Here is a 24,387-nt window from a genome sequence, read left to right as displayed (position 1 = left end):
ACGCGCGGCGGTCAAGCCTCTTGTGCCATCGCGTCGACGGGCGCCGGCCCCTGCGCGATCCGCGCCCTGATCCACGCCTCCGCCGCGCCCCAGTCATCGATGCGCGCATGGGCGAAGGGCGCGGGCGGCACGACCGACGCGATTTCCGGCTCGCCCACCATATGCAGCCGCCAGACATGGGGAGCGTGGCGGGCAACCGACGCATGATGTTCGCCCAGATCGTCGATGAAGATCGCGACGCTCGGCTGCCGCTGCGCCAGGATGCGTGCCAGCGGCCGGCCCTTGCCGCCCTGGTTCCAATGCACCGGATGGTCGATGCCCAGCGCGCGCAACTGCGCGATCCGGCCCAGATGCGCGGCCTCCCCGATATTGGTCAGCACCTCTATGTCGGCGATGCGCGACAGGCTGGCGAGCGCGGCGACGGCGCCCGAAATCGGCTGCTGCCGGTGCATTTCGGTCTGGAAGAAGGCAGTGAGCAGCGTCCACACCAGCTCGCGCTCCAACGGCACGCCGCTGTCCTTGTGGCGCAGCGCCTCGGCGAATTCCTGGCCACGCAGCTCGAAATGCACGCCATGCGCCTCGTCCAGCCAGGCGCGGAACGGCACGACCATGTGCAGCAGCACCTCGTCGCAATCGGTGACTATCAGCGGGCGGGCCATTATGCTAAAGCCTCCAGCGCGGCGACAAGCGCTTCGGGACGGTGCTCCAGCGCCGCCGCACAGGCAATCAGATCCGGTTCATGGGCCGCAAGAAATGCCAGGACCGCGCCCAATATCGCAGGGTCGCCAAGGCCGGAACGCAAGGCATCGGGGGTCAGGCCGGTCATGTCGAGCAGTCTCTGCGCGCGTGAAGCATCCGCCATGACCCAGGCAAGCGCTTGAAGACCAAGTATTTCTGCATCGACACTCTTGCCGTTTCTTTCACTCTCGCGCATAGTTATTGCCTCTCATCGGCAAGAGCACAGGGTCGCGCGCTCCTGAGGGGACATCTACTGGAGAACCAAGTGGGCAAGCGCGTGCTCGTTGTCGAGGACAACGAACTCAACCTCAAGCTGTTCTGCGACCTGTTGCGGGCGCATGGACATGAAACGATGCCGGTGCGCGACGGCCGCGAGGCCATCGACCAGGCCCGTGCTTTCCAGCCCGATCTTGTCATCATGGATATTCACCTGCCTCATGTCAGCGGCATCGACCTTATCGTCGCGCTGAAGGCCGACCCTTCGCTCGCGCGCGTCCCCGTCATGGCCGTTACCGCCTATGCGGGCAAGGGGGACGAGGAACAGATTCGCGCCGCCGGAGCCGAAGCCTATGTGTCGAAACCGATCGCGGTGATGAAGTTCATCCAGGTGGTGAACAGCCTGCTCTGAAGCGCGCCGCGGGATACCCCCTCCGCTGTCACGGGAGTGTCATGCAGTTGTCCTCGTTCCGACGCGGGGATGACAGCTTCACGTCATCTCCCGCTGCCATGCCCTCGTCACCATCGCCGGGACATACCCGGGCGACGAGGGAACAGAGGGATATCCATCATGTCGCATCTCACCGACGAGGCGCGTGCGCCCTATCGCGCCGCCCAGCCGACCATCGACCTGCCCGAACAGAGCCTTGAAGCGCTGGTCGCCGCCAATCCGGCGCGCCGCACGATCATCAAGAACGGCCTGATGGGCCTTTCCATCCTGCCGCTGCTGGGCACGCTGGCCGCCTGCGGCGAAGACGACGGAACGAGCACGCCGACCCCCACGCCCGGCACCCCCACGCCCAGCCCCGCCCCCAGCTACAGCATCGCCTTCACCTCCGTCCCGATGAACACCAATGACGTGGTCACGGTGCCGGCCGGCTATACCGTCGACGTCATGTTCTCCGCCGGCGATATCGTGGAAGCGGGCGCGCCCGGCTACAAGGGCGCCTACCAGCCTGCCGCCGAAACGGAAAAGCAGGCCGGCGGCAATCATGACGGCATGGAATTCTATGCACTGGCCGGCGTGGACCCGAACAGCGGCGGCCTGCTCGCCATCAATCACGAGCTTCCCGACTACAACATCCTGTTCGCCGGCAGCTACGATGCCGCGACGGCGACCGCCGAGCAGAAGGCGCAGGCGCTCTCCGCCGTGGGCGTATCGGTGATCGAGATCGCCAGGGGAACGGACGGCAAATGGGCGGTGAAGGCCGGCTCCAAATATAACAAGCGCTACACCGGCAATATGAACTATCGCGCCGGCGGCCCGGCGGCGGGCGCGCTTTCGGGCACCATCAAGGGCACGCTCAACAACTGTTCCAGCGGTCGCACCCCCTGGGGCACCTACCTCACCTGCGAGGAGACGACGAACAATTATCTCGATCCGGCGCAGCCCGCGATCAACTATGGCTGGGCCGTCGAACTCGATCCCTATGGCGAAATCCTGCCGCAGGCGATCAAGCGCACCGCCATGGGCCGCTTCAACCATGAGAACGTCGCCCATATGGCCGACGCCAACAACCGCACCGCCTTCTACATGGGCGACGATTCGACGCCGGGCTGCATCTACAAATTCGTGCCGGATCGCGCCTTCAGCAGCGCCAATCGCGCCGCCAACACCGACCTGCTCGACTATGGCACGCTGTATGTGGCGCGCTTCAATGCCGATGGCTCGGGCGAATGGCGCGCGCTGGTGCAGGGGCGCAACGGCCTGGTCGCAGGCGCCGTCGATCGTGGCGACGTCAGCCAGTCGACCACCGCGCCGACGCCGGTGACGGTCGATTTCAACACCCAGTCCGACGTGCTGACCAGGACGCAGATCGCCGCCCGCGTCGCCGGCGGCACGATCATGGACCGCCCGGAATGGCTGACCGTCGCGCCGGACAACAGCGCGGTCTACTGCACCCTCACCAACAACAGCGGCCGCCAGGTAACGGATGCGGCCAACCCGCGCATCGTCAACCGCCACGGCCACATCATCAAGTTCAAGGAAGCGGGCAACTCGCCGCTGGCGACGACCTTCACCTGGGAAATCTTCGTGCTGGCGGGCTTTGCCGCCGATCCCGCGCTGCCAAGCAATGTCGTCGGCAACATCAACGGCGACATCTTCTCCAGTCCCGACGGCCTGCGCATCGACCCGCAGGGGCGGCTGTGGGTGCAGACCGATCACAGCATCACCAGCGCATCGGGCGCGACCGGCAAGACGCTGGAGCAGGCGTTCGGCAGCAATTCGATGTACCATATCGACCAGGTGTCGAAACTGTCCAAGCGCTTCCTGGTGGGGCCGAAGGGCTGCGAGATCACCGGCATCGCCTATACGCCGGACCTCAAGAGCTTCTTCATCAACATCCAGCACCCCAATGGCAGCTGGCCGGTGGCGGGCGCTCAGCCGCGTTCCTCGACCATCGTCGTGCGCCGGTCGGACGCGCAGCCGGTCGGCAACTGATGGGGACAGGACGGCGCCGGACGCGATTCGGCGCCGTCCCCCTCCCAGCCGCGCGAATCGACGACAAGCATAGAGTAACGGCAAAAGGCCCCGTTCCATCATGGAACGGGGCCTTTTGCCGTCAGATCAGGGGGGAGGTGCATGACCGCCCCGAATCCCGGATCAGGTCCGGGATGACGATGCAGCGGCCTGTGGCCGCCGCCGCGTCACTTGATCTTGGCTTCCTTGAACTCGACATGCTTGCGCGCGACCGGGTCGTACTTGCGGAAGCTCAGCTTCTCGGTCTTCGTGCGCGGGTTCTTCTTCGTAACGTAGAAGAAGCCGGTGTCAGCGGAGCTGACGAGTCTGATCTTGACGGTGGCTGGCTTGGCCATGGCCCAATCCTTCGGAAGTGAATGCGCGTAAAATAATAAAGCGGCCCTGCGGCCGCCCCGTTTCAGCGCTGCCCATTGCTGCAGATTCCCGCGCTTGTCAAGCACGCGATGGCCCGCGCCCATGCTGTAACGGCATATTCGGGCCATGGCGACGCCTTGCTTTACGGGTCGTTAACCAAGCGCGCGCATGATCCCCCTATCCGGGCATCAGGGAGCAGGCCCCATGAAATATGACGCCACGCTGGCCATTCGTACCGACATCGTCAACCGCATCGACGGGCTGGCCGCCGAACGCGGCCATGTCAGCTTCTCGCGCATTTGCGAGGAGATCGACCATATCCGCTACACGGCCCGCAGCTTTGGCATGGACGAGGTGGAGCGGCTGGCCGCGATCCTCGAAACCGCGCTTGCGCTGGACGGGCATGGCCCGGTGGTCCTCTCCTATCTGGACCTGATGCGCGACGCCGCGAGCGCTACCCCTTGCGACATCGTCATCCCGCATCCGACGGCGACGGCCCGCCCGCACGCGCAGCCACCGCTGCACAACTGACGCCCGGCACGCAGCGCGCCTGCCGATTCGATGGACGCGCTGCTCCTCGCGCTGCTTGGCTGCCTTGCCTGCGAACTGGGCGATCGCAGCCAGTTGCTGGCGCTGGCGCTGTCCACCCGCTATCGCCGGACGGGCGCCGTGCTTGCCGGCCTTGGCGTGGCAGCCATCGCCAATGCGGCCCTGTCCGCAGCCGCCGGCGGCCTGCTCTCCCCCATGATCCCGCCCGACGCGCGGCTGCTGTTTCTGGCCATCGCCACGCTGTTTGCCGGCGTCGCCATGCTGATGCCCGCCAGGATGCCCGACACACTTTCGGGCTGGCGCACCGGCCCCTTCCTCACCAGCGCCCTCGGCCTCTTCATCCTGGGCTTTGGCGAAGCCTCGCCATTCCTGATCGGCGCCATTGCGGCGCGCGCCGCCGATCCCGTCATGGCCGGCATCGGCGGCGCTGCCGGGATCATGGCGGCGGGCGCACCCGTCGTCCTGCTGCGCGGCGGCTATTTCGCCGCATTGCCGCTCCGCGCGATCAGGCGCGCAAGCGGATTGCTGTGCCTTGCGATCGCATGCTGGCTTGCGGCCGAGGCGCTTCATTTGCCCTGATTCGGGCCATTACTTAGCCATGATCTCCGGCGCTGATCGGGATAATCGATTGCCCTGATCCAGATTTTCGCGGACCTGTGCGGCACCAACTCTGCTATCCTTCGTTATGTCACCGTATCTTTTCTGGCAGGAGACTTTCGAATGACCGCCCAGGACCTCAAAACGCCTACCGATCTCAAGTCCAACGCAACCAGGTCGGTCGCCGAAGCGCTGAACGGCGTTCTGGCCGACAGCTATGCGCTGTATTTCAAGACCAAGAACTTCCACTGGCATGTGTCCGGCCCGCATTTCCGCGACTATCACCTGATGTTCGACGAACAGGCCACCCAGATCCTGGGCACCACCGACCTGATCGCGGAGCGCGTGCGCAAGATCGGCAATGCAACGCTGCGCTCGATCGGCGATATTTCCCGCCACCAGACGGTGAAGGACAATGACGCCGATTTCGTGAGCCCCGACGACATGCTGGCCGAACTGCGGCAGGATAATCTGAACCTGGTCGAATCGCTGCGCGCGGCGAAGGATGCGGCGACCGCGGCCGGCGACAACGCGACCGAAGGCATTATCGACGACTGGACCGACCAGGCCGAACAGCGCGCCTGGTTCCTGTTCGAGGCCGGCCGCAAGGGCTGAGCCGACACCGCAAACGGCCATTTCCGGTCATGACATGGGCGGCAGCGGGATGATCCCGCTGCCGCCCATCGTCTTTTGGCGAGGCGGAAGAGCGGATATCCGGTCTTCCGGATAGGAGATGCCCTAGCTGGCGATGGCGATCAGGAAGGCATCGGTGCGGCGACGCATCTGGCCCAGATAGCCGTCCACCGTCCGCGATCCCTGTTCCAGCCGCGCGATGCGCTCGACCATGGTCTGCGCGTCGGTGCGAATGGCGTCGATCGTGCCCGAGATGCTGTCGGCCGTGCGCGCGGTCTCATCCACCGATGCGGCGATCACCGTGACCGTGCTCGACTGGCGGGTGAGCGCGGCATTGATGACCTCATGCGACGCGGTCATCTCGTCAAAGCGCCGCTGGATATGGGCATTGGCATCGACGGCATCGTCGGTTGCGCTTTGAATGGCGCCGATCTTGCTGGCGATGTCGTCCGTGGCGCGCGCGGTCTGGTTGGCGAGGCTCTTCACTTCCTGCGCCACCACGGCAAAGCCCCGGCCGGCGTCGCCCGCCCGCGCGGCCTCGATCGTGGCGTTGAGCGCGAGCAGGTTGGTCTGGCCGGCAATGTCGCGGATGAGGCCGAGGATCGATTCGATCGACCGCGCCTGTTCGGACAGCCATCGGCTGGACTTCGCCGCCTGGTCCGCATCGACCACGGCGTGGGAGAAAATCTCGCCGGCCTGCCCGATCTGGCCTTCCACATCGGCGATCATCTGGGAAAGACCGGCGGCCGTGCGCGCCGCATCGAGCATGGCGAGCGAGGATTGCTCGGCGGCGGCCGCCACTTCCAGCGCGCGGTCCAGCGTATGGCGTGCCGCGCGGGCGCTTTCTTCGCAGTCGCGGCGCAACGCCGCCGAATCATCCTGCGCCGAGGAAAGCTGGCGCGCGACATCGGCCTGGAACAGCTCCCCCGCCTTGCTCCGTTCGTCCGTCGCCCGCTGCCGTTCCAGCCGGGTGAATTCCGACATGATCAGCGTGAGTTCGAAATAGTGGAAGCGGTGGAAGGCACCGATCAGCTTTGCCCGCAGCGCTTCGTCATCGGGGAAGGCTTCGGCGATCCCGCGTTCGGCCAGCAGGAACTGGTCGACGAAACTGCAGCAGATCACGCCGCTGTCGGTGCCCGGCGTAATATAGCTCGCCAGATGGATCGCACATGCCGCCCAGTCGGACGCATGGGCGTTGATCAACTGGTCACGCGCAAGGTCGACCCCCTGCTGCACCATCGTGTCGGTATCCATGCCCGCCGGCACGGTGACGCACCCCTTGCCGAGCGCCCGGTGCCAGCGCTGCCTGAACAGGGCAAGCATCAGGTCCGGGCAGTGCTCCCAGAGCAGATGGCCTGCCGCGCTCACCGCGCCATCTGCATTTTGAGACGCGATAAAGCGATTCAGCCGATCAAGGTCGTGAGCGGAGCGGAGCGGCGTGGCACAGGTGCGATCATCGTTCATACCACCTGTATCGGCCATCAGCCGTTAATTTCGGGTTGAACAGCCTGTCAATCCGTAAGCTTCCGGAAGGAAAAAGGGGCGGACCGCAGGCCCACCCCCCATTCTTTTTGCCGTTCATGCCGGCTATTTCCCGTTCATGCCGGTCGCCCGGCAGGTCGATTGGGCTTATTCGGCCTTCGACTGCAGGTTGACGGCGGCATATTTGCCGCGACGATCCACCTCCAGCTCGAAATCGAGCCGGTCGCCTTCGTTCAGCGAAGACATGCCGGCACGCTCGACCGCACTGATATGTACGAATGCATCGGGCTGGCCATCGTCGCGCTGAATGAAGCCGAAGCCCTTCATCGCGTTGAAGAACTTGACCGTGCCGCTGGCGCGCTCACCCGTCAGCTGACGCTGCGGGCCGCGTTCGGCACCGCCGAAACCACCACCGGCAGCCGGCCGCTCGCGCGGCGGGCCACGGTCGGTAACGGGCAGGGGCTCGCCCTCGATCTTGAGATCGGTGGCCGAAATCTTGCCGCCACGATCGACCAGCGTGAAGCCCAGCGGCTGTCCTTCGGCAAGGCCGGTCAGGCCGGCCTGCTCGACGGCGCTGATATGAACGAACACATCCTCGGCACCATCATCGCGAACGATGAAACCGAAGCCCTTCTGTCCGTTGAAGAATTTGACGACACCGGTGCCTTCGCCAACGACCTGGGCCGGCATGCCGCCACGGCCACCGCCGCCGCCGCCACCGCCACGGAAGCCGCCGCCACCGCCGCCGCCGAAGCCGCCACGATCACCGCCGCCGAAACCACCACGGTCGCCGAAACCACCGCCGCCGCCGCCGCCGCCGCCGAAGCGATCACCACCGCCAAAGCCACCGCGATCGCCGAATCCGCCGCGGTCACCAAAGCCGCCACCACCGAAGCGACCTCCGCTCTGTTCTGGAAAGCCGCCGAAACTCTCGTCCCCGAAACCGTCCCGCTTGTCCTTGCCGCGCCCGCGGCGACCTCTATCAAAACTCATGCCCTGTTAGTCACTTTCGCTTCGCCCCAAAGAAAATCGGATAGCCATGTCGGACGAAGAGACATGAGAAATCCGCCGCACAAGCACGGTTTGAGAATCACTATATCAACAATTCCTGTGAGCGCGAATGATTTTCAATGGAAATCTCACGTTCCGGGCCAATTCGGAAGGGTCCGGGCGCGGCGTGCGGACGAAACGGACCATTCCAACGCTCAGGCGGTGCAAAATCGCGATGAAAGGGAATGCCCCCGCAGGTGCCGCGCCCGCACGGCACCTGCCCGATTCTCCCGCCCGGCATCGCCCTGCCGGCGGCGACGCGCCATCCCGGCCGACTCAGGGCAGCCGGGCCAGGACGGCCAAAGGCCCCGCCCACCCCCAAACGGCGCATTGCAGTGCGGCTTTCACCCCCCTAAGGAAGGGCAATGACAGTCCATTTCCATGAAGAAGACCTGCCCGAAGGCGTGCTCGCCGCAGGCCCCGTTGCCGTCGACACCGAGACCATGGGTCTCATCACCCCGCGCGACCGACTGTGCGTGGTGCAGATCAGCGACGGCAAGGGCGACGAGCATCTGGTGCGCTTCAACCCCGGCAGCGATTATGCGGCACCCCATCTGAAGGCGGTGCTGGCCGATCCGGCCCGGTTGAAAATCTATCATTTCGGGCGGTTCGATATCGCGGCGATCCAGCATTATCTGGGCGTGCTGGCCGCGCCCGTCTATTGCACCAAGATCGCCTCCCGCCTCATCCGCACCTATACCGACCGGCATGGGCTGAAGGAACTGGTGCGCGAACTGCTGGGGCAGGACATCAGCAAGCAGCAGCAAAGCTCCGACTGGGGCAGCCCCGTGCTGTCCGACGCGCAGAAGGACTATGCCGCATCCGACGTGCGCTTCCTCCACCAGATGAAGGAGGAACTGGACCGCCGCCTGATCCGCGAGGGCCGGATGGAACTGGCCCAGGCCTGTTTCGATTTCCTGCCGCATCGCGCCCTGCTGGATCTGGCGGGCTGGCCGGAAACCGACATCTTCGCCCATATGTGACGCGTCCAAGGACACCGCCCCTCCATGTCCCTTCAGGCAGACCTGCAGCGCAGCGACCGGCGCCACTGGGCGGTTCCCGGCGGCAGCCACGACCGGATGGTCGGCGTGCTCAAGACGGTGCTGCCGATCGCAGTCGGCATCCTCACCGCCTTTCTGGCGACCGCGCCCTTCACCCGCGGCAGCGAGGTCAGCTTCGTGCTGGACAAGAACAAGGTGGCGGTGGCAACGGAACGCATGCGCGTCTCCGAAGCGCTATACCGGGGGGAGGACAGCAAGGGGCAGCCCTTTTCCCTGCGCGCCGGTTCCGCCGTGCAGAAAAGCTCGCGCGAGCCGATCGTGAACCTCAACGATCTTTCCGCCCGCATCCTGCTGGAGGATGGGCCGGCGGTGCTGGAGGCGCAGCGTGGCCGCTATAATCTGGACAGCGAGAATATCGCCATCGACGGTCCCGTGCAGTTCCAGGCGGCGAACGGATATCGGCTGACGACGCGCGATGTCGGGCTCGACATGAAAAGCCGGAAACTGCGCAGCCAGGGCCGGGTCGACGGGCGCATGCCGATCGGCACGTTCAGCGCCGACCATCTGGAAGCGGACATGGAGAATCGCACCGTGACGCTGAATGGCCGTGCCCGCTTGCGTATCGATCAAAATGGCCTCAAAGGGCATGCACGATGACCCGCGCTCCTGCCGCTCTGGCCTTCATGTCATGTGCCGCCACGCTTGGCGTGTTGTCGCTGTCGCCGGCGACCTTTTCGGCGCGGGCGCAGGTGATGAAGGGGCATGACAGCAACGCGCCCGTCAATTTCACCGCCGACCGGATCGAAGTGCAGGACCGCGCCGACCGCGTCATGGTGTCCGGCAATGTCGTGGTCGACCAGGCGGGGCTGCACCTGACGGCCGCGCGCATGACCGTCGCCTATACCAAGGCGGGCGATGTGCAGATCGACCGGATCGACGCTTCGGGCAATGTCGTGGTAACGCGCGGCACCGATACGGCGCGCGGTAATGTCGCCATCTACGACCTCGACAAGCGCCTCATCACCATGCTCGGCAATGTCCAGCTGAACCAGGGCGCGAACCGCCTGACCGGCGGGCGGCTGGTGATGGACCTCAACAGCGGCCGTTCGACCGTGGATGGCCGCTCGACCGGCACGCCGGGCGCATCGACCAGCAGTTCCGGCCGTGTATCGGGCACGTTCACAGTGCCGCAGCGCACGTCCAAACAGCCGTAAACCACCGATAATCGGCCCAAATCGGAAGATTTTTCGCGCCGGGGCTTTTCGCCATGCACAAAGCTTGCCAGATTGCATTGGCAGGGGTGGGCTTTTACAGCGCGTTAACCAGGCGCATGCCAGCAAGGATGAATGATGGACCAGGTCGCAACGATCGATCCCCCGATGCCGCAGGTTCCCAGGGAACTGGGCGATGGCCTTTCCGTCATCTCCATCGCGAAGAGCTATGACCGCCGCACGGTGCTGGCGGACGTTTCGCTGACGGTCGCAAAGGGCGAGGTCGTGGGCCTGCTCGGCCCCAACGGCGCGGGCAAGACGACCTGTTTCTATTCGATCATGGGGCTGGTGCGACCGGACAGCGGCCGCATCCTGCTGGACGGTGCCGACATCACCACCCTGCCCATGTATCGCCGCGCGATCCTGGGCCTGGGCTATCTGCCGCAGGAAACCTCCATCTTCCGCGGCATGACGGTGGAACAGAATATCAGCGCGGTGCTGGAGCTGGCCGAGCCGGACAAGGCAGCGCGCGCCGAGCGGCTGGAACAGTTGCTGGGCGAATTCGGCCTGACGCGGCTGCGCGAATCCTCCGCCATGGCGCTTTCGGGCGGCGAGCGGCGGCGCTGCGAGATCGCCCGCGCGCTGGCGGCCAACCCCTCCATCGTGTTGCTGGACGAGCCCTTTGCCGGCATCGACCCGCTCTCCATCTCCGACATCCGCGATCTGGTGAAGCAGTTGAAGACGCGCGGCATCGGCGTGCTCATCACCGACCATAATGTGCGCGAGACGCTGGAGATCGTGGACCGCGCCTGCATCATCTATGACGGGCGCGTGCTGTTTGCCGGCAGCCCGGAAGAACTCGTCACCAATGCCGAGGTGCGCCGCCTCTATCTCGGCGAGAGCTTTTCCCTGTGACATGATGGCGCCCGGTGCCCTTGATGGCCGCCGCCCGGATGGGGGCAGCTGATGGCATTGGGTCCACGCCTGGACCTGCGGCAGAGCCAGTCGCTGGTGATGACGCCGCAGCTGCAGCAGGCCATTCGCCTGCTGGCGCTTTCGAATCTGGAGATCGAGGGGTTCATCGCCGGCGAGCTGGAAAAGAACCCGCTGCTGGAAGCGGGCGCGCCCGAGCCGGAGACGGTATCCATCGATAGCGGCGCGGCCGAGGAGCCGTTCGCACCGCTTGCCGCCGAAGCCGGCGCCGACCGGCTGATCGCGCAAGGCATGGGCGCGGCGGACAATCCGCTCGACGTCGATCATGGCGCGGAAACCTATATCGACGACGGGCCGGGCGAGCGCATGGCCGACCGCGGCCCCATGTCCGGCCTTGGCGGCGACATGGGCGGGGCCGGGGTCGGGGGCGGCTTTGGCGAGGACGGCCCGGATTTCGACAGCTTCGCCGCGCATGACGAGGGATTGTACGAACATCTGATGGGTCAGGCGCGCGCGCGCCTCTCCGGTATCGACCTTGTCATCGCCGGCCAGCTGATCGGCCAGATCGACGAGGCCGGCTATCTGGAAGCGGACCTGCTGCGCACCGCCTATGACCTTGGCGTGCCGCTCTACACGGTGGAGGCCGTGCTGGCGGCGATCCAGGATTTCGATCCCACGGGCGTCGGCGCACGCACCCTTGCCGAATGCCTCGCGCTGCAGGCGAAGGAAGCCGACCGCTACGACCCGTGCATGCAGGCGCTGATCGCCAATCTCGACATATTGGCGCGCGGGCAATTGCCCCATCTGCGGCGCATCTGCGGCGTGGACGAGGAAGACCTGGCCGACATGATCCAGGAGCTGCGCGGCTATGATCCCAAGCCCGGCCTGCGCTTTTCCACCGATGATTCGCCCGCCATCGTGCCCGACCTGTTCGTCATGCCACGCGGCGACGGCTGGGGCATAGAGGTGAACACCGCCACCCTGCCCCGGCTGCTGGTCAACCGCAGCTATTATGTCGAGCTGTCCGGCGGCGCGCATGACAAGACGTCGAAAGCATGGCTCGCCGATTGCCTGGCCAGCGCGAACTGGCTGGTGAAGGCGCTGGACCAGCGGCAGAAGACCATCGTCAAGGTGGCGAGCGAGATCGTGAAGCAGCAGGAGTTATTCTTCCGCAGGGGCGTGGCGCATCTGCGCCCGCTCACCCTGCGCGCGGTGGCCGACGCGATCGAGATGCATGAATCCACGGTCAGCCGCGTCACCAGCAACAAATATCTCGCCTGCCCGCGCGGCCTGTTCGAACTCAAATATTTCTTCACCAGCTCCATCCAGTCCTCCGACGGCGGCGAGGCGGTGTCGGCGGAGGCGGTGAAGAGCCACATCCGCGCGCTGATCGCCGCCGAAGCCCCCAACAAGATCCTCTCCGACGACACGCTGGTCGACATGCTGCGCGAAAAGGGCTTCGACATCGCCCGGCGCACCGTCGCCAAATATCGCGAAGCGATGGGCATTGGATCGTCGGTGCAACGGCGGCGGCAGAAGGCGCTGTCCAGCCGGGCGGCGTGATGGGCGTGCCCACGATTGGGGAGCGAATATACGTCGGCAAAGAGGGGGAGAGGCGGAACACCCCCCTGCCGTCATGCCGGACTTGATCCGACATCCATTGGCTCGACGGCTGCGATCGGTTCAGAGGATGGCGCTCATGGATGCCGGATCAAGTCCGGCATGACGGCAGAGAGCAACGTCCACAATAGCGCGTTCACTGACGATGCAACCTTATCCTTCCCCGCGCCACGCTCCCCACGATACTGCATATTTGACAGCGCTCCGCATCATCGCGAAAAGCGCCCATTCTCGCATGTGCGAAGCAATGCACTGTCAAAAAGGGGTTCAGATGATCGAGGGCGCAACCGGCACTGCTTATGTGAACGGGCATTATCTGCCGCTGGCGGAAGCGTGTGTTTCCGTGCTCGATCGCGGGTTCCTGTTTGCCGATGGCGTCTATGAGGTCGCGGCGGTGATCGACGGGCTGCTGGTCGACAATGACGCGCATCTGGCCCGGCTGGAGCGATCGGCCGGCGAGCTGGGTATCCCGCTGCCGCTGTCGGCCGCAGAGATCGAGCTGGTACAGAAGGAGATCGTGTCCGCCAATGCGATGACCGAGGGCCTCGTCTACCTGCAACTCACCCGCGGGGCGGACGTGACCCGCGACTTCCTGGCACCCGCGGACCTTGCCCCGACGCTGATCTTGTTCGCGCAGGTGCGACCCGTGACCTCGGCGGAAAAGGCGGCCAAGGGCTTCGCGGTCAAGTCCGTGCCCGACCTGCGCTGGGCGCGGCGCGACATCAAGAGCGTGGGCCTGCTGGCGCAGGCGCTCGCCAAGCGCGAGGCCGCTGCCGCCGGATGCCAGGAAGCGATCATGGTGGAGGACGGCTTCGTGACCGAGGGCGCATCCTCCACCTTCCACATCGTGACGGATCGCGGCGTGCTGGTGACGCGGCCCCATTCGAACGCGGTGCTGCCCGGCTGCACCTCCGCCGCCGTCGCCGCGCTTGCCGCCGAACAGGGGCTGACCGTGGAGCGCCGCGCCTTCACGCTGGACGAGGCCAAGGCCGCGCGGGAGGTGTTCATCACCAGCGCGTCGACCTTTGTGATGCCGGTGGTGACGATCGACGGCGATGCCGTGACAGGGGGCGTGCCGGGGCCGCTGGCCTTGCGGTTGCGCGATCTCTATCTGGACTTTGCGCGCCGCACGGGGCGGTGAAACACCGGGCGCAAGCGTGACCTGAATGCTCAAACGCTTGCGCTCCCGGGTCCCGGAGCAAGCCCGGGAGACGGTGGAGGCCCTACGCGTCACGCCCCCAGCGCCAGCGCCAGCCGCCATCGGTCATCTTCCAGCTCAGCACCAGGAAGCAGGCGATGAGGGCGAGTGCCGTCAGCTCTTTCGCGGATTTGCCGGGGAGCCATTTCATCACCGCGCCCAGCGCCAGGACGAAGGCGAAGGTCGCGGCCCAGCCCGCCTTCGTCGCCGGCACCGCACCGATGCCGAAGCGCTTCTGCGCGAACCAGTAGCCCGGGCGCACGGGGCGCGGTTTGATCGGGTGCATCATCTTGTGTCTCCCTCTTCACGGCCATTGCCGGGCGGACGGCCGCGCTTTCGGGCCTCCGGCGCGGCCAGCGTCACGCCGCGCCGCTTCAGCCCCTCGCGCAGCAGCATCTCCACCTGCGCATTGACACTGCGGAATTCCGCCGCCGCACAGCGTTCCAGCGCGTCGAACAGCGACTGGTCGATACGCAGGGGAAACGCCTTCTTGGCCGGAGGCTGATCGCGCGGAGGCATGGTCTGGACTATTGGTAGAGCGTGCCCGTGTTCACCACCGGCTGGGCATCCCGCTCACCGCAGAGCACGACCATCAGGTTGCTGACCATCGCCGCGCGGCGCTCGTCGTCCAGCTCAACCACATTCTTGGCGGAAAGCTGCTCCAGCGCCATCTCGACCATCGTCACCGCGCCTTCGACCAGCCGGGTGCGCGCCGCGATCACCGCCTCGGCCTGTTGCCGGCGCAGCATGGCCTGCGCGATTTCCGGCGCATAAGCGAGGTGGGTGAGGCGACATTCGTCGATGGTGACACCGGCGATGGCGACCCGGTCCTGCAACTCGATCGCCAGTTCCTCGGCCACATGGTCGCCATCGCCGCGCAGCGTCTTTTCCTCATGCTCGTAATCGTCATAGGGATAGCGCGATCCGATGGCGCGCACGGCGCTTTCGATCTGGATGTGGACGAATTCCTTATAGTCATCCACATCGAACAGCGCCTGCGCCGTGTCGGTCACGCGCCAGACGACATTGGACGCGATCTCGATGGGATTGCCACGCTTGTCGTTGATCTTCAGCTTGTCCGACGTGATGTTGTGGACACGCACCGACAGCTTCTGCTTGGTCAGCCATGGCCATACCCAGCGCAGGCCGTTCACCCGGTCCGTGCCCTTATAGTCGCCGAACAGCAGGATGGCAGCGGCCTGATTGGGCTGCACCAGATAGAAGCCGATGCTGATGAACAGGAAGGCGGCAATGCCGGCAATCAGCAGCGGCGCGCCGGCGGCCTGCGCATCCCGGGTCAGCAGGAAGACGCCATAGACAGCAACGACAATCGCAAGCGCCATCAGCGCCAGCATCGCATAACCGCTGAACGTCGAAACCGGGCGTTCGCGCGTGGCTTTCAGGACGGACATCGACTCACTCCCGATAAATTATGATATCATAATTAAATCGAAACGCGAGGTGCCGCAATGGCATCCCGAAGGGAGCACCCGGTTGCTACGCCAACCGGAACGGCGCCTCCGGCAGGCCCGGCACATCCACCCGGAAGCTGAAGATCGCACCGGCATGGGGCTGGGCCGCAAGCGCCTCTTCGGAAAGGCCAACGCGCGCGCTGGTGACATAGGCGGTGCGCAGATCGTCGCCGCCAAAGACGATCATCGTCGGGCGCTGCACGGGCAGCGCGACCTCGGCCAGGATCGTGCCGTCGGGCGCCAGCCGCACGACCCGGCCGCCATCGAACAGGGCGGACCAGTAGCAGCCCTCCGCGTCCGCCGATCCACCGTCCGGGCGGCCGGTGCCATGCACGAACCGATGCAGGATGCGCATCCCTGAAAGTGTCCCGGCCACGGGATCGCAATCATAAGCGCGCAGGGCATGGCTGGGCGTATCGGCATGGAAGAAGCGGCGGCCATCGACGGTGAAGGCGGCGCCGTTGCAGGTCAGCATGCCGCCCTCCACCTGCGTCACCAAGCCGTCGCCATCCAGCCGGTAGAGCGCGGCATCCTGCGCCGATTTCGCCATGTTGACGCTGCCCGCCCAAAAGCGCCCGGCGGGATCGGTGCGGCCGTCGTTGAAGCGGATATCCGGCCGGTCGGCGAAAAGCTGGGGGCCGAAGGGACGGGGGTCGGCATCCCAATCGTCCAGCAGCGCAAAGCCGGCCTTCATCGCCAGCAACAGCCCGCCGCCCGCGACAAAGGCGAAGCAGCCGACCGGATCGGCAAAGCCGCGACATTCGTCGGTGCCGGTCGCGGGATCGAAGCGGTGCAGTTCCCGCGCCTCGATATCCACCCAATAGAGCCGCCGTTCCCCGCCATGCCAGCGCGGCCCTTCCCCCAGGCGCGCGCGCGCCTCCAGCGCCACACAGACATCGAAGGCGGCCGGTTGTGTCATAAAGGCATCTATCCCCTGTTTTTCGGCTATTAATGGTGGCCGTGATTGCATATGGCGCGCGGGAGCTTAAGCGTAATCCCGTGCAGTAACGAAGAGGCAGCGCATGGCAAGGCCACAACCCTGGCGTCAGCTTCCCGAGGCTTATCCCTTCAGTATCCAGGCCGATACGCGCTACGGCGATCTCGACATCATGGGCCATGTGAACAATGTGGCGATGGCGAGCATTTTCGAAACCGGGCGCATCCTGTTCCACCGCCATCTGGGCCGCCACCCGCAGGATCTGGGCGTGCGCTGGCTGGTCGCTGCGGTCGAGATCAACTATCTGCGCGAATCCCATTATCCCGCGCCCATCACCATCGGCTGCGCCATCGGCGGCGTCGGCAATACCAGCTGGACGGTGATGTCCGCCGCATTCCAGCATGACGAATGCGTCGCCACCTGCGACGCGGTGATCGCGATGCAGGGCCCCGAGGGCCGGCGGCGGGTGAGCGACGACCTGCGCGGCGTGTTCATGAACAATTTCATCCGCGCGCCCAAGGACTGAGGCCATGTGCGGCCGGCGCGGCCCATGCACGCCCGCGCAATCCCTTCCACCGCATTAACCATTTGTTCGCGGGACATCCTTATGGATGGTTCGGAACAGCGGCAGGGACCGACCGACAATGCAGATCTTCACTCGCAAGCGGGACAAGAGCGAACGCACCAGCCCCGCGCGGCGCATCCGCCTGTTGGTGGTGGATGAAAATGCCACGGCGCTGTCCGTGATCGGGCGGCGGCTGGCGCATATGGGCTATGACGTGACGCTGGCGGAGAACGGCTTTGCCGCCATCAACATGCTGATGGCCCAGAAGTTCGACCTGATCCTGATCGAATCGGCGATGAAGCTGCTCGGCGGCATCGCCACGATGCGCAAGATGCGCGCCTCCGGCATGGTCGGCGGCGCATCCATCATGATGATCACCGGCCGCAGCGACAGCGCTGCGATCATCGAGGCGCTGGATGCCGGGGCCGACGACCAGATCGTGAAACCCTTCGACTTCGACGTGCTCGGCGCACGCATTCGCCATGTCGTGGCGCGTGCGCAACGGATCGACGAACTCTCCCGCTTCAACGAGCAGCTCGATGCCCGCATCGCCCGTCGCGCGGTGGAACTAGGCGAGGCCCGCGCCGCGCTGGACGACATGACCGTCGACCGTTCACGCCTCGTCGCCTCCATTCAGGCGCTGCATGACGAGATCGAGCGCCTGAACACGCAAGTCCACGGCTAGAGCGGTTCCGGCCCGCTTTCTCAAACAGTCTCTCACTACAGCAGCGCGTCGATCGCGTGGAGCATCAGGCCGACGAGCCCGCCCACCAGCGTCCCGTTGATACGGATATATTGCAGGTCGCGGCCCACGGCATTTTCCAGCCGTGAGGTGACGGTGCCCGCATCCCAGCCGCGCACCGTTTCACTGACCAGCTTGACGATGCCGTCGCCATAGCTGGCGGTCACGCCGACCGCCGTGCGCCGGGCAAAGCGGTTGATGAGCGCGCGCAGGCGATCGTCCGACTGCAGCGTGCCGCCCAGCGTCACCAGCGCTTCGCCCAGCCGCCCCGCCATTGCCGCGCCAGGATCGCGCGCGGCGCGCAGCAGGCCGGCGCGCGCCTGTTCCCACAGACCGTCGATCCAGCGCTGCATTGCCGGGTTCTCGATCACCTCGTCTCGGATGCGGGCGACGCGGGCCTGCATCGCGATGTCGAACTGCAGGTCCTGCGCCAGCTTCGCCAGCCCTTCCTCGGCCTTGGCGCGCAGGGGGTGCTCGGGATCGTCCCCCATTTCGTCCAGCAGCTTCTGCAGGCCGGCGATGATCGCATTGGCGACATTCTCGTCCAGGCCGGTCCAGCGCATGATCTTGCCGGCGCGCTGATGCACCATGTCGCGGATGATCTGTTCATTGGCCGCCAGCGTCTTGCCGGCCCAGCGCACGATGCCGTCCAGCACCGGGGCGTGGCGCCCGTCGCGCATCGCCGCTTCCAGGGCCTGCCCGACCAGCGGCGCCAGATTGAGCGCGCGCAGCCGACCGGCGACCGCGCCCTTCACCATGCCGCCCAGCCGATCCTGATCCAGCGCCTCCAGCACATCGGCGAGCAGGCGGGAGGCACCGGCGCGCAGCCGCCCGTCGCCGTTCGAAGGCTGGCTCAGGAACCGGCCTGCCGCCGCCGCGATGTCCAGCCGCCCCATGCGCCGCGCCACCACCGCCGGCGTCAGGAAATTGTCGCGCAGGAACAGGGCGAGCGTGTCGCCGATCCTGTCCTTGTTGCGCGGGATGATCGCGGTGTGGGGGATGGGCAGGCCGAGCGGATGGCGGAACAGCGCCGTGACCGCGAACCAGTCCGCAAGGCCGCCGACCATCGCGGCCTCGGCAAAGGCCTGCACATAACCGATGGCGGGATGCAGCTGCGCCAGCGCCCGGGCGGCGACGAACAGCGCCGCCATCGCCAGCAACATGCCCGTCGCCAACAGCCGCATGGTGCGGGCGCTGCGTTTGGCGGGCACCGGCGGCACGGTATCGGCTTTGAGCATTCTCATGCAGTCATAATGGCCGGCGGGGCCGATCGGTTCAACCGGGCAACGATTATGCCATGCCTTTATCGTCGTAGCGATGACGGGGATGGCAGCCCTCCGCCGCCAGCGCCCCGCGCCGGACGGCGAGCAACCTTCCGGCCGCCTCCGTTCTATTCCGCAGGCTGGCCCGCCCCATGTACGTCATCACCCTTCTTATAGGTGAGCAGACGCCGGCTGAGGCGAGGGCCGAGCCATTCCTCCAGCCCGATCGCAAGGCTGAAGCTCGCCGGCACGATCACCAGCGTCAGCGCGGTGGAAAGCACAAGGCCGCCGATCACGGTGATGCCCATGGGCGCGCGCCATGCGCCGTCGCCCGAGAGCGAGAGCGCCGTCGGCACCATGCCCGCCACCATGGCGACCGTGGTCATGACGATCGGCTGGGCGCGCTTGTGCCCGGCATCGACGATCGCTTCCCATTTCGGCACGCCCTTGCCCATTTCCTCCAGCGCGAAGTCGACCAGCAGGATGGAATTCTTGGCCACGATGCCGAGCAACATCAGCAGGCCGATGAACACCGGCATGGAGATCGGCTGGCCGGCGATGTGCAGCGCCAGCGCGCCACCCAGCGGCGCCAGCACCAGCGAGCCCATGTTGACGAAGGGCGGCATCACCCGCTTGTACAGCAGCACCAGCACCGCGAACACCAGCAGCACGCCGGAAATGACGGCGATGATGAAATTGGTGATCATCTCCGCCTGCCACTTGCTGTCGCCGGTATTCAGTTTCTGCACGCCCTGGATTTCGCCGGCCAGCATCTTCTTCATTGTCGGTAGCTGGTTGATGACCTTCATCGCGTCGCTGGTCACGAGGCCGGGCGCGAGGTCGGCGCCGACCACGACACGGCGGATCTGGTTGTAGCGCCGAATCTTCGTCGGGCCGGCGCCGAATTCGACATCGGCCACCACCTTGAGCGGCACCGATCCGCCCGACGCGGTCGGGACCGGCAGATTTTCGATGGTCGAAAGGTCGCGGCGCGAATCCTCGGCGATCGACACGCGGATCGGGATCTGGCGATCGGACAGCGAGAATTTCGCGCTGTTCTGGTCGATATCGCCCAGGGTCGCGATGCGGATCGTCTGGCTGAGCGCGGAGGTCGTCACCCCCATGCTGGCGGCCAGGTCCATATGCGGCTTGATGATGATTTCGGGCCGCTGCATGTCGCCCTGCACGCGCGGCGCACGCAGTTCCTTGAGGTGCGACATCTCGGCGACGATCTGGTTGGCGGTCTGCTCCAACAGCGCGGGATCGTCGCTGCCCATCACCACCGTCAGGTCGCGGCCGAAGCCGCCGCCGGACTGCGACTGGAAGTTGACGCGCGCGTCGGCGATCTGCTGGAATTTCGGCGCCATCGACCGTTCCCAGTCCACGCTGGACATGCCGCGGTCCTTCTTGAGCGTCAGGAACATCTCGGCCGAACCGGGCTCCTCGATATCGGTGAAGACGGCATCCACGACCTTGGTGTCGGCAGAGAGCACGGCCGCCACCTTCTCGGTCACGGCGCGCGTCTGGGCAAGCGTGCTGCCCGGCACCATCTCTACCGTCACCTGGCTGAAATCGGTGTTGGTGGTCGGCTGGAACGTCATCGGCAGGGTCGCGAATGCCAGGATGGTCGCCGCGAAGGCGCCGCCGCCGCCCAGGATGACCGTCTTCCACCGATGGGCGAGCGACCATTTGAGCAGCGCCATATAGCCGTCCATCAACCAGCCCTCGCCATGGCTTTCCTCGCCATGGGCTTTGAGGAAATAGGCCGAGATCATGGGAGTGATGAGGCGCGCGACGGCAAGGCTCATCAGCACGGAGACCACCACGGTCATGCCGAACTGGATGAAGAACTGGCCGGAAATGCCCGGCATCAACGCCACGGGCAGGAACACCGCCACGATGGCGGAGGTCGTCGCCAGCACGGCAAGGCCGATCTCGTCCGCCGCATCGATCGCGGCCTGATAGGCGGTCTTGCCCATGCGCATGTGGCGCACGATATTCTCGATCTCCACGATGGCGTCATCGACCAGCACGCCGGCCACCAGGCTGAGCGCCAGCAGCGAGATGCCGTTGAGCGTGAAGCCCATCATGTCCATGAACCAGAAGGCCGGGATCGCCGAGAGCGGGATGGCGAGCGCGGAGATGACGGTCGCGCGCCAGTCCCGCAGGAACAGGAACACGACGACGACGGCCAGCACCGCGCCCTCGATCATCGCCGACATCGCGGAATGATATTGCTCCTTGGTATATTCCACGCTGGCGAACAGCTTGCGGAAATGAACCTTCGGGTTCTCCTTTTCCAGCTTCTCCAGGATCGTCATCGCTTCGTCATAGACGGAGACGTCCGACGAGCCCTTTGCCTTTTCCAGGCGGAAGCTGGTGACTTGCCGGCCGTTCATCAGCGCCATGGAGCGCTGTTCGGCATACATGTCGCGCACTTCGGCGATGTCGGCCAGCTTGACCGTGCGGCCGGACCCCACGGTGATCTGCGTCTGGCTCAGCGCATAGGCGTCCCGCGCATTGCCCAGCACGCGCACGGACTGTTCCGCGCCGGCGATTTCGGCACGCCCGCCGGCCGCATTCAGGTTCACCTGGCGCAGCTGCTGGTTCACCTGAGACGCGGTGATGCCCTGCGCCTGCAGCTTGGCGGGATCGAGGATGATGCGAATCTCACGCGTGACGCCGCCGCCGCGCTTGACCGCCGCCATGCCGTGAACGCCCAGCAACCGCTTGGCGACGGTATTGTCGACATACCAGGAGAGTTCCTCCAGCGTCATGTCGGTCGCTTCGGCACTGAAATAGGCGATCGGCCCGCCATCGATATCGACGCGCTGCACCTGCGGTTCCAGGATGCCGTCGGGCAGATCGGAACGGATCTGGTCGACGGCATTCTTCACATCGGCGACGGCCCGGTCGACCGGCGTGCCGATGGCGAACTGCACGAAGGTGCTGCTGACCCCTTCGCTCGCGGTCGACTGAATCTCGTCGACGCCGCTGATGGAGCGCACGGCGGCCTCGATCCGCTGCGTGACCTGCGTTTCCAGCTCGGAAGGGGCGGCGCCGGGCTGCGATACGGTGACGTTCACGCCCGGAAAGCTAATGTCCGGATTGTTGTTCACGTCCATCCGGCCGAAACTGACCATGCCGGCCAGCAACAGCGCGGCGAAGATGACGAGCGGCGTCACCGGGTTGCGGATCGCCCAGGCGGAAATGTTGCGGAAACTCATGGGCGTTGATCCTCGATCCGGCGGCCGTTCAGCGCACGGCCTTTCCTGGCTCTGGCTTGACCTTCTGTCCGGGCGTCAGGAAGCCGCCGGCAGTCGCCACGATCTTTTCCGAGCCCGAAAGGCCCGAGAGGATCGCGACGCCGGCACTCGACACCTGGCCGACCTTCACGTCGCGCCGTTCCACCTGGTTCCTGCCATTGACGACATAGACATAATTGCCCTTGGGATCGCTCTGCACCGCGGATTCCGGCAGCAGCGGCGCCGAACCGGACCCCGCCACCAGACGCGCGGCGGCAAAGCCGCCCGGCCTGATCGCCGGGGCATAGGCAAGGGCGATGCGCGCGATGCCGAGCCGCGATTGCGGATCGACCACCGGCGACACCTGCCAGACATGGCCGGTATAGCCCTGCGTCGCGCCCACGGGCGTCACGGTGGCCGCATTGCCGACACGCACGCGCAGCAGATCGTCCTCGCTCAGCTGCGCGCGCATTTCCATCTCGCCGCCCCTGGCCATACGGAACAGCACGCCGGTGCCGCTGCCGACCACCTGCCCGGGCTCCACCGCGCGCGTCAGGATGAGGCCGGCCTCCGGCGCGCGAATGTCGAGTCGGCCGGTACGCGCGCGCTGCTCGCCCAGTTGCGCGATCGCCACGCCGACGCGGGCATTGGCCGCGTCCCGCGTGGCGGTCTTCTGGTCGATCGTCGCTTGGCTGATGAAACCGCGCCCGACCAGCGCCTTGGCACGCTCCAGCTCCGCCTGCGCCAGCTTCGCGTCGGCGCGCGCCACTTCGACCTGGGCGGCCAGCGACCGGATCTGCTCGCTCTGGACCGAGCGTTCGATGACGGCCAGCGTCTGGCCGGCGCCGACCCAGTCGCCCGGCTGCACCAGCACGCGCTGCACCTGCCCGCCTTCGCCCACGACGGCCACCGGCATTTCCACGCGCGCGGCAAGCGTGCCCGTGGCGCTGACCGTGCTTTCCACCTCCGACCGGCCCGGGCTGAGCACGGTGACGACGGGAACCTGCACGGCATTGCCCGCGCCCGCTTCGGCGCCATCGCCCTTGCGCGACAGCACCGCCGCCGCCACGATCAGCGCGAGGATCAACACCCCGGCCACGATCAGGATCAGGCGGCGCTTGCGCTTGCGTGTGTCGCCGTCGATATCGGCATAGCCTTCCATCGCCGGCTCTCCTGCGAAGTGCGTCTCGTAATTCATGCCCCTGAACATGCTCCTGTCGCAGCCTGCCGATGTCGATGATATAATGGCAGCTGTATTATCTGAATAAATCACCGGGCTCAAGCCCGAAAAATACGCGCCGGTCATGCCGGCGATCCTGCGACCATTATGCCCCGGAATGCCTTGGCCATCGGGCAGTTTCAAGCGACGATCCCGCCCCAAAGCGATACAGCCGGCAATGGCAGGTTGCATTGTTCCGCAGGCGTGACATCCTTGCCACTGTGCAAGAGGGGGAGGATGAGGAAGCAAGGCCATGGCGATCGACGCACTGCATTGGGTGATATTGGGGCTGATCGCGGGCGCGCTTGCGCGGTTCATCATGCCCGGACGCGATGGCGCCGGTTGTGTCGTGACCATCCTGCTGGGGATCGCCGGGGCGTTGGTGGCCGGCTATTTCGGGCGCGTGGCCGGCTTTTATACCGTGGGCGAGCGGGCCGGCCTGATCGCCGCGACGCTTGGCGCGGTGGCTGTGCTGGCGCTGTTCCGCGCCTTTGCCGGGCGCAGATAACGACAGGCCATCGTCGAAGGAAAAGGCCATAGTCGCAGAAAAAGGCCCGCCGAAAATCGGCGGGCCCAGATATGCGGTCCGGCAGATGTGCGGACCGGCGGGTTCAGGTTGTGATCAGCGCACGGACCCGCGACGCACCAAGTTGACGATGGCCAGCAGGATCACCGCGCCCACGAGCGAAACCAGGAAGGTCATGACGTTCAGCGGCGCATTGTTGATGTTCCCGCCGGCAAAAATCAGCCCGCCGATGAAGGCGCCGACAATGCCGACGATGATGTTGAGAAAAATGCCCTGCTGTGCATCGGTGCGCATGATGAGGCTGGCAAGCCAGCCAATAACACCGCCTACAATCAGCCACATGATAATGCCCATT

General features: G+C 65.8%; 27 protein-coding genes. 14 read left to right on the top strand and 13 right to left on the bottom strand.

What is annotated here, in order from left to right; all coding sequences use genetic code 11:
* Positions 1 to 11: 11 nt before the first annotated feature.
* Positions 12 to 659, bottom strand: a complete 648-nt coding sequence (locus WFP78_RS00230) for an HAD family hydrolase (RefSeq protein ID WP_336957749.1) — start codon at positions 657 to 659, stop codon at positions 12 to 14.
* On the bottom strand, positions 659 to 934 hold the full coding sequence (locus WFP78_RS00225) for a DUF3572 family protein (RefSeq protein ID WP_336957748.1): 276 nt from the start codon (positions 932 to 934) through the stop codon (positions 659 to 661). Before WFP78_RS00225 ends, WFP78_RS00230 begins: the two co-directional genes overlap by 1 nt.
* Before the next feature lie 69 nt (positions 935 to 1,003).
* Between WFP78_RS00225 and WFP78_RS00220 the strand changes: the two genes are divergently transcribed.
* Both WFP78_RS00220 and WFP78_RS00215 read left to right on the top strand, forming a co-directional pair.
* A complete protein-coding gene (locus tag WFP78_RS00220) occupies positions 1,004 to 1,366 on the top strand; it encodes a response regulator (protein WP_336957747.1) in 363 nt (120 codons plus the stop codon).
* A 159-nt stretch (positions 1,367 to 1,525) separates the two neighbouring features.
* Positions 1,526 to 3,397 (top strand): PhoX family protein, encoded by a 1,872-nt coding sequence (locus WFP78_RS00215; RefSeq protein ID WP_336957746.1) that lies wholly within the window; start codon positions 1,526 to 1,528, stop codon positions 3,395 to 3,397.
* 206 nt (positions 3,398 to 3,603) lie between these two features.
* On the opposite strand, the gene rpmG is transcribed toward WFP78_RS00215, so the two are convergent.
* Complete coding sequence (gene rpmG / locus WFP78_RS00210; RefSeq protein WP_021226203.1) at positions 3,604 to 3,771, bottom strand: 50S ribosomal protein L33; 168 nt, start codon at positions 3,769 to 3,771, stop codon at positions 3,604 to 3,606.
* A gap of 223 nt (positions 3,772 to 3,994) precedes the next feature.
* Here rpmG and WFP78_RS00205 point away from each other — a divergent pair, with 223 nt between their 5' ends.
* From WFP78_RS00205 to WFP78_RS00195, 3 genes are all read left to right on the top strand, one after another.
* Positions 3,995 to 4,321 carry a hypothetical protein gene (locus WFP78_RS00205; RefSeq protein WP_336957744.1) on the top strand — a complete coding sequence of 109 codons (327 nt, stop codon included), beginning with the start codon at positions 3,995 to 3,997 and terminating at the stop codon, positions 4,319 to 4,321.
* 30 nt (positions 4,322 to 4,351) lie between these two features.
* Positions 4,352 to 4,918, top strand: coding sequence for a TMEM165/GDT1 family protein (locus WFP78_RS00200; RefSeq protein ID WP_336957743.1), 567 nt, complete (start codon positions 4,352 to 4,354; stop codon positions 4,916 to 4,918).
* Between the two features lie 141 nt (positions 4,919 to 5,059).
* Complete coding sequence (locus WFP78_RS00195; RefSeq protein WP_336957742.1) at positions 5,060 to 5,551, top strand: Dps family protein; 492 nt, start codon at positions 5,060 to 5,062, stop codon at positions 5,549 to 5,551.
* Between the two features lie 123 nt (positions 5,552 to 5,674).
* Here WFP78_RS00195 and WFP78_RS00190 read toward each other — a convergent pair whose 3' ends face one another.
* Both WFP78_RS00190 and WFP78_RS00185 read right to left on the bottom strand, forming a co-directional pair.
* Positions 5,675 to 6,937 carry a methyl-accepting chemotaxis protein gene (locus WFP78_RS00190; protein WP_336957741.1) on the bottom strand — a complete coding sequence of 421 codons (1,263 nt, stop codon included), beginning with the start codon at positions 6,935 to 6,937 and terminating at the stop codon, positions 5,675 to 5,677.
* Positions 6,938 to 7,198: 261 nt separating this feature from the next.
* Positions 7,199 to 8,044 (bottom strand): cold-shock protein, encoded by an 846-nt coding sequence (locus WFP78_RS00185; RefSeq protein ID WP_336957740.1) that lies wholly within the window; start codon positions 8,042 to 8,044, stop codon positions 7,199 to 7,201.
* A 422-nt stretch (positions 8,045 to 8,466) separates the two neighbouring features.
* Between WFP78_RS00185 and WFP78_RS00180 the strand changes: the two genes are divergently transcribed.
* From WFP78_RS00180 to WFP78_RS00155, 6 genes are all read left to right on the top strand, one after another.
* Complete coding sequence (locus WFP78_RS00180; protein ID WP_336957739.1) at positions 8,467 to 9,084, top strand: ribonuclease D; 618 nt, start codon at positions 8,467 to 8,469, stop codon at positions 9,082 to 9,084.
* A gap of 24 nt (positions 9,085 to 9,108) precedes the next feature.
* Positions 9,109 to 9,759 (top strand): LPS export ABC transporter periplasmic protein LptC, encoded by a 651-nt coding sequence (lptC, locus tag WFP78_RS00175; protein ID WP_336957738.1) that lies wholly within the window; start codon positions 9,109 to 9,111, stop codon positions 9,757 to 9,759.
* Positions 9,760 to 9,785: 26 nt separating this feature from the next.
* On the top strand, positions 9,786 to 10,316 hold the full coding sequence (locus WFP78_RS00170; protein ID WP_336958189.1) for an LptA/OstA family protein: 531 nt from the start codon (positions 9,786 to 9,788) through the stop codon (positions 10,314 to 10,316).
* A 135-nt stretch (positions 10,317 to 10,451) separates the two neighbouring features.
* Complete coding sequence (lptB, locus tag WFP78_RS00165; protein ID WP_336957737.1) at positions 10,452 to 11,228, top strand: LPS export ABC transporter ATP-binding protein; 777 nt, start codon at positions 10,452 to 10,454, stop codon at positions 11,226 to 11,228.
* A gap of 51 nt (positions 11,229 to 11,279) precedes the next feature.
* On the top strand, positions 11,280 to 12,809 hold the full coding sequence (gene rpoN, locus WFP78_RS00160; protein WP_336957736.1) for an RNA polymerase factor sigma-54: 1,530 nt from the start codon (positions 11,280 to 11,282) through the stop codon (positions 12,807 to 12,809).
* 328 nt (positions 12,810 to 13,137) lie between these two features.
* On the top strand, positions 13,138 to 14,007 hold the full coding sequence (locus WFP78_RS00155) for a D-amino-acid transaminase (RefSeq protein ID WP_336957735.1): 870 nt from the start codon (positions 13,138 to 13,140) through the stop codon (positions 14,005 to 14,007).
* An 82-nt stretch (positions 14,008 to 14,089) separates the two neighbouring features.
* On the opposite strand, the gene WFP78_RS00150 is transcribed toward WFP78_RS00155, so the two are convergent.
* The 4 genes from WFP78_RS00150 to WFP78_RS00135 form a co-directional block, all read right to left on the bottom strand.
* Positions 14,090 to 14,353: a hypothetical protein gene (locus WFP78_RS00150; RefSeq protein WP_336957734.1), complete on the bottom strand. Its 264-nt coding sequence runs from the start codon at positions 14,351 to 14,353 to the stop codon at positions 14,090 to 14,092.
* On the bottom strand, positions 14,350 to 14,583 hold the full coding sequence (locus tag WFP78_RS00145; RefSeq protein ID WP_336957733.1) for a type II toxin-antitoxin system antitoxin: 234 nt from the start codon (positions 14,581 to 14,583) through the stop codon (positions 14,350 to 14,352). Before WFP78_RS00145 ends, WFP78_RS00150 begins: the two co-directional genes overlap by 4 nt.
* Before the next feature lie 8 nt (positions 14,584 to 14,591).
* Positions 14,592 to 15,476 (bottom strand): SPFH domain-containing protein, encoded by an 885-nt coding sequence (locus WFP78_RS00140; RefSeq protein WP_336957732.1) that lies wholly within the window; start codon positions 15,474 to 15,476, stop codon positions 14,592 to 14,594.
* A gap of 85 nt (positions 15,477 to 15,561) precedes the next feature.
* On the bottom strand, positions 15,562 to 16,455 hold the full coding sequence (locus tag WFP78_RS00135; protein WP_336957731.1) for an SMP-30/gluconolactonase/LRE family protein: 894 nt from the start codon (positions 16,453 to 16,455) through the stop codon (positions 15,562 to 15,564).
* Positions 16,456 to 16,558: 103 nt separating this feature from the next.
* On the opposite strand from WFP78_RS00135, the gene WFP78_RS00130 reads away from it, so the two are divergent.
* Together WFP78_RS00130 and WFP78_RS00125 are read left to right on the top strand one after the other, a co-directional pair.
* Complete coding sequence (locus tag WFP78_RS00130) at positions 16,559 to 16,999, top strand: acyl-CoA thioesterase (RefSeq protein ID WP_336957730.1); 441 nt, start codon at positions 16,559 to 16,561, stop codon at positions 16,997 to 16,999.
* A 118-nt stretch (positions 17,000 to 17,117) separates the two neighbouring features.
* Entirely contained in the window at positions 17,118 to 17,723 is a 606-nt protein-coding gene (locus WFP78_RS00125; RefSeq protein WP_336957729.1) for a response regulator transcription factor, read from the top strand.
* 35 nt (positions 17,724 to 17,758) lie between these two features.
* On the opposite strand, the gene WFP78_RS00120 is transcribed toward WFP78_RS00125, so the two are convergent.
* The 3 genes from WFP78_RS00120 to WFP78_RS00110 all read right to left on the bottom strand — a co-directional run bounded on the left by WFP78_RS00120 (position 17,759) and on the right by WFP78_RS00110 (position 23,485).
* A complete protein-coding gene (locus WFP78_RS00120) occupies positions 17,759 to 19,024 on the bottom strand; it encodes a DUF445 domain-containing protein (RefSeq protein ID WP_419722879.1) in 1,266 nt (421 codons plus the stop codon).
* A gap of 146 nt (positions 19,025 to 19,170) precedes the next feature.
* Positions 19,171 to 22,269, bottom strand: coding sequence for an efflux RND transporter permease subunit (locus WFP78_RS00115; protein WP_336957728.1), 3,099 nt, complete (start codon positions 22,267 to 22,269; stop codon positions 19,171 to 19,173).
* 28 nt (positions 22,270 to 22,297) lie between these two features.
* A complete protein-coding gene (locus WFP78_RS00110) occupies positions 22,298 to 23,485 on the bottom strand; it encodes an efflux RND transporter periplasmic adaptor subunit (RefSeq protein ID WP_336958185.1) in 1,188 nt (395 codons plus the stop codon).
* Between the two features lie 274 nt (positions 23,486 to 23,759).
* On the opposite strand from WFP78_RS00110, the gene WFP78_RS00105 reads away from it, so the two are divergent.
* Positions 23,760 to 24,014 (top strand): GlsB/YeaQ/YmgE family stress response membrane protein, encoded by a 255-nt coding sequence (locus WFP78_RS00105; RefSeq protein ID WP_419722878.1) that lies wholly within the window; start codon positions 23,760 to 23,762, stop codon positions 24,012 to 24,014.
* A 114-nt stretch (positions 24,015 to 24,128) separates the two neighbouring features.
* Here the strand turns inward: WFP78_RS00105 and WFP78_RS00100 are convergent, their stop codons facing one another.
* Positions 24,129 to 24,386 (bottom strand): GlsB/YeaQ/YmgE family stress response membrane protein, encoded by a 258-nt coding sequence (locus tag WFP78_RS00100; RefSeq protein ID WP_336957727.1) that lies wholly within the window; start codon positions 24,384 to 24,386, stop codon positions 24,129 to 24,131.
* Between the last annotated feature and the right edge of the window lies 1 nt (position 24,387).

This window comes from Sphingobium aquiterrae (assembly GCF_037154135.1).
Lineage (GTDB): Bacteria > Pseudomonadota > Alphaproteobacteria > Sphingomonadales > Sphingomonadaceae > Sphingobium > Sphingobium aquiterrae.
The sequence above is the reverse complement of the archived record's forward strand: the minus strand, read 5'-3'. Positions and strand labels throughout refer to the sequence as shown.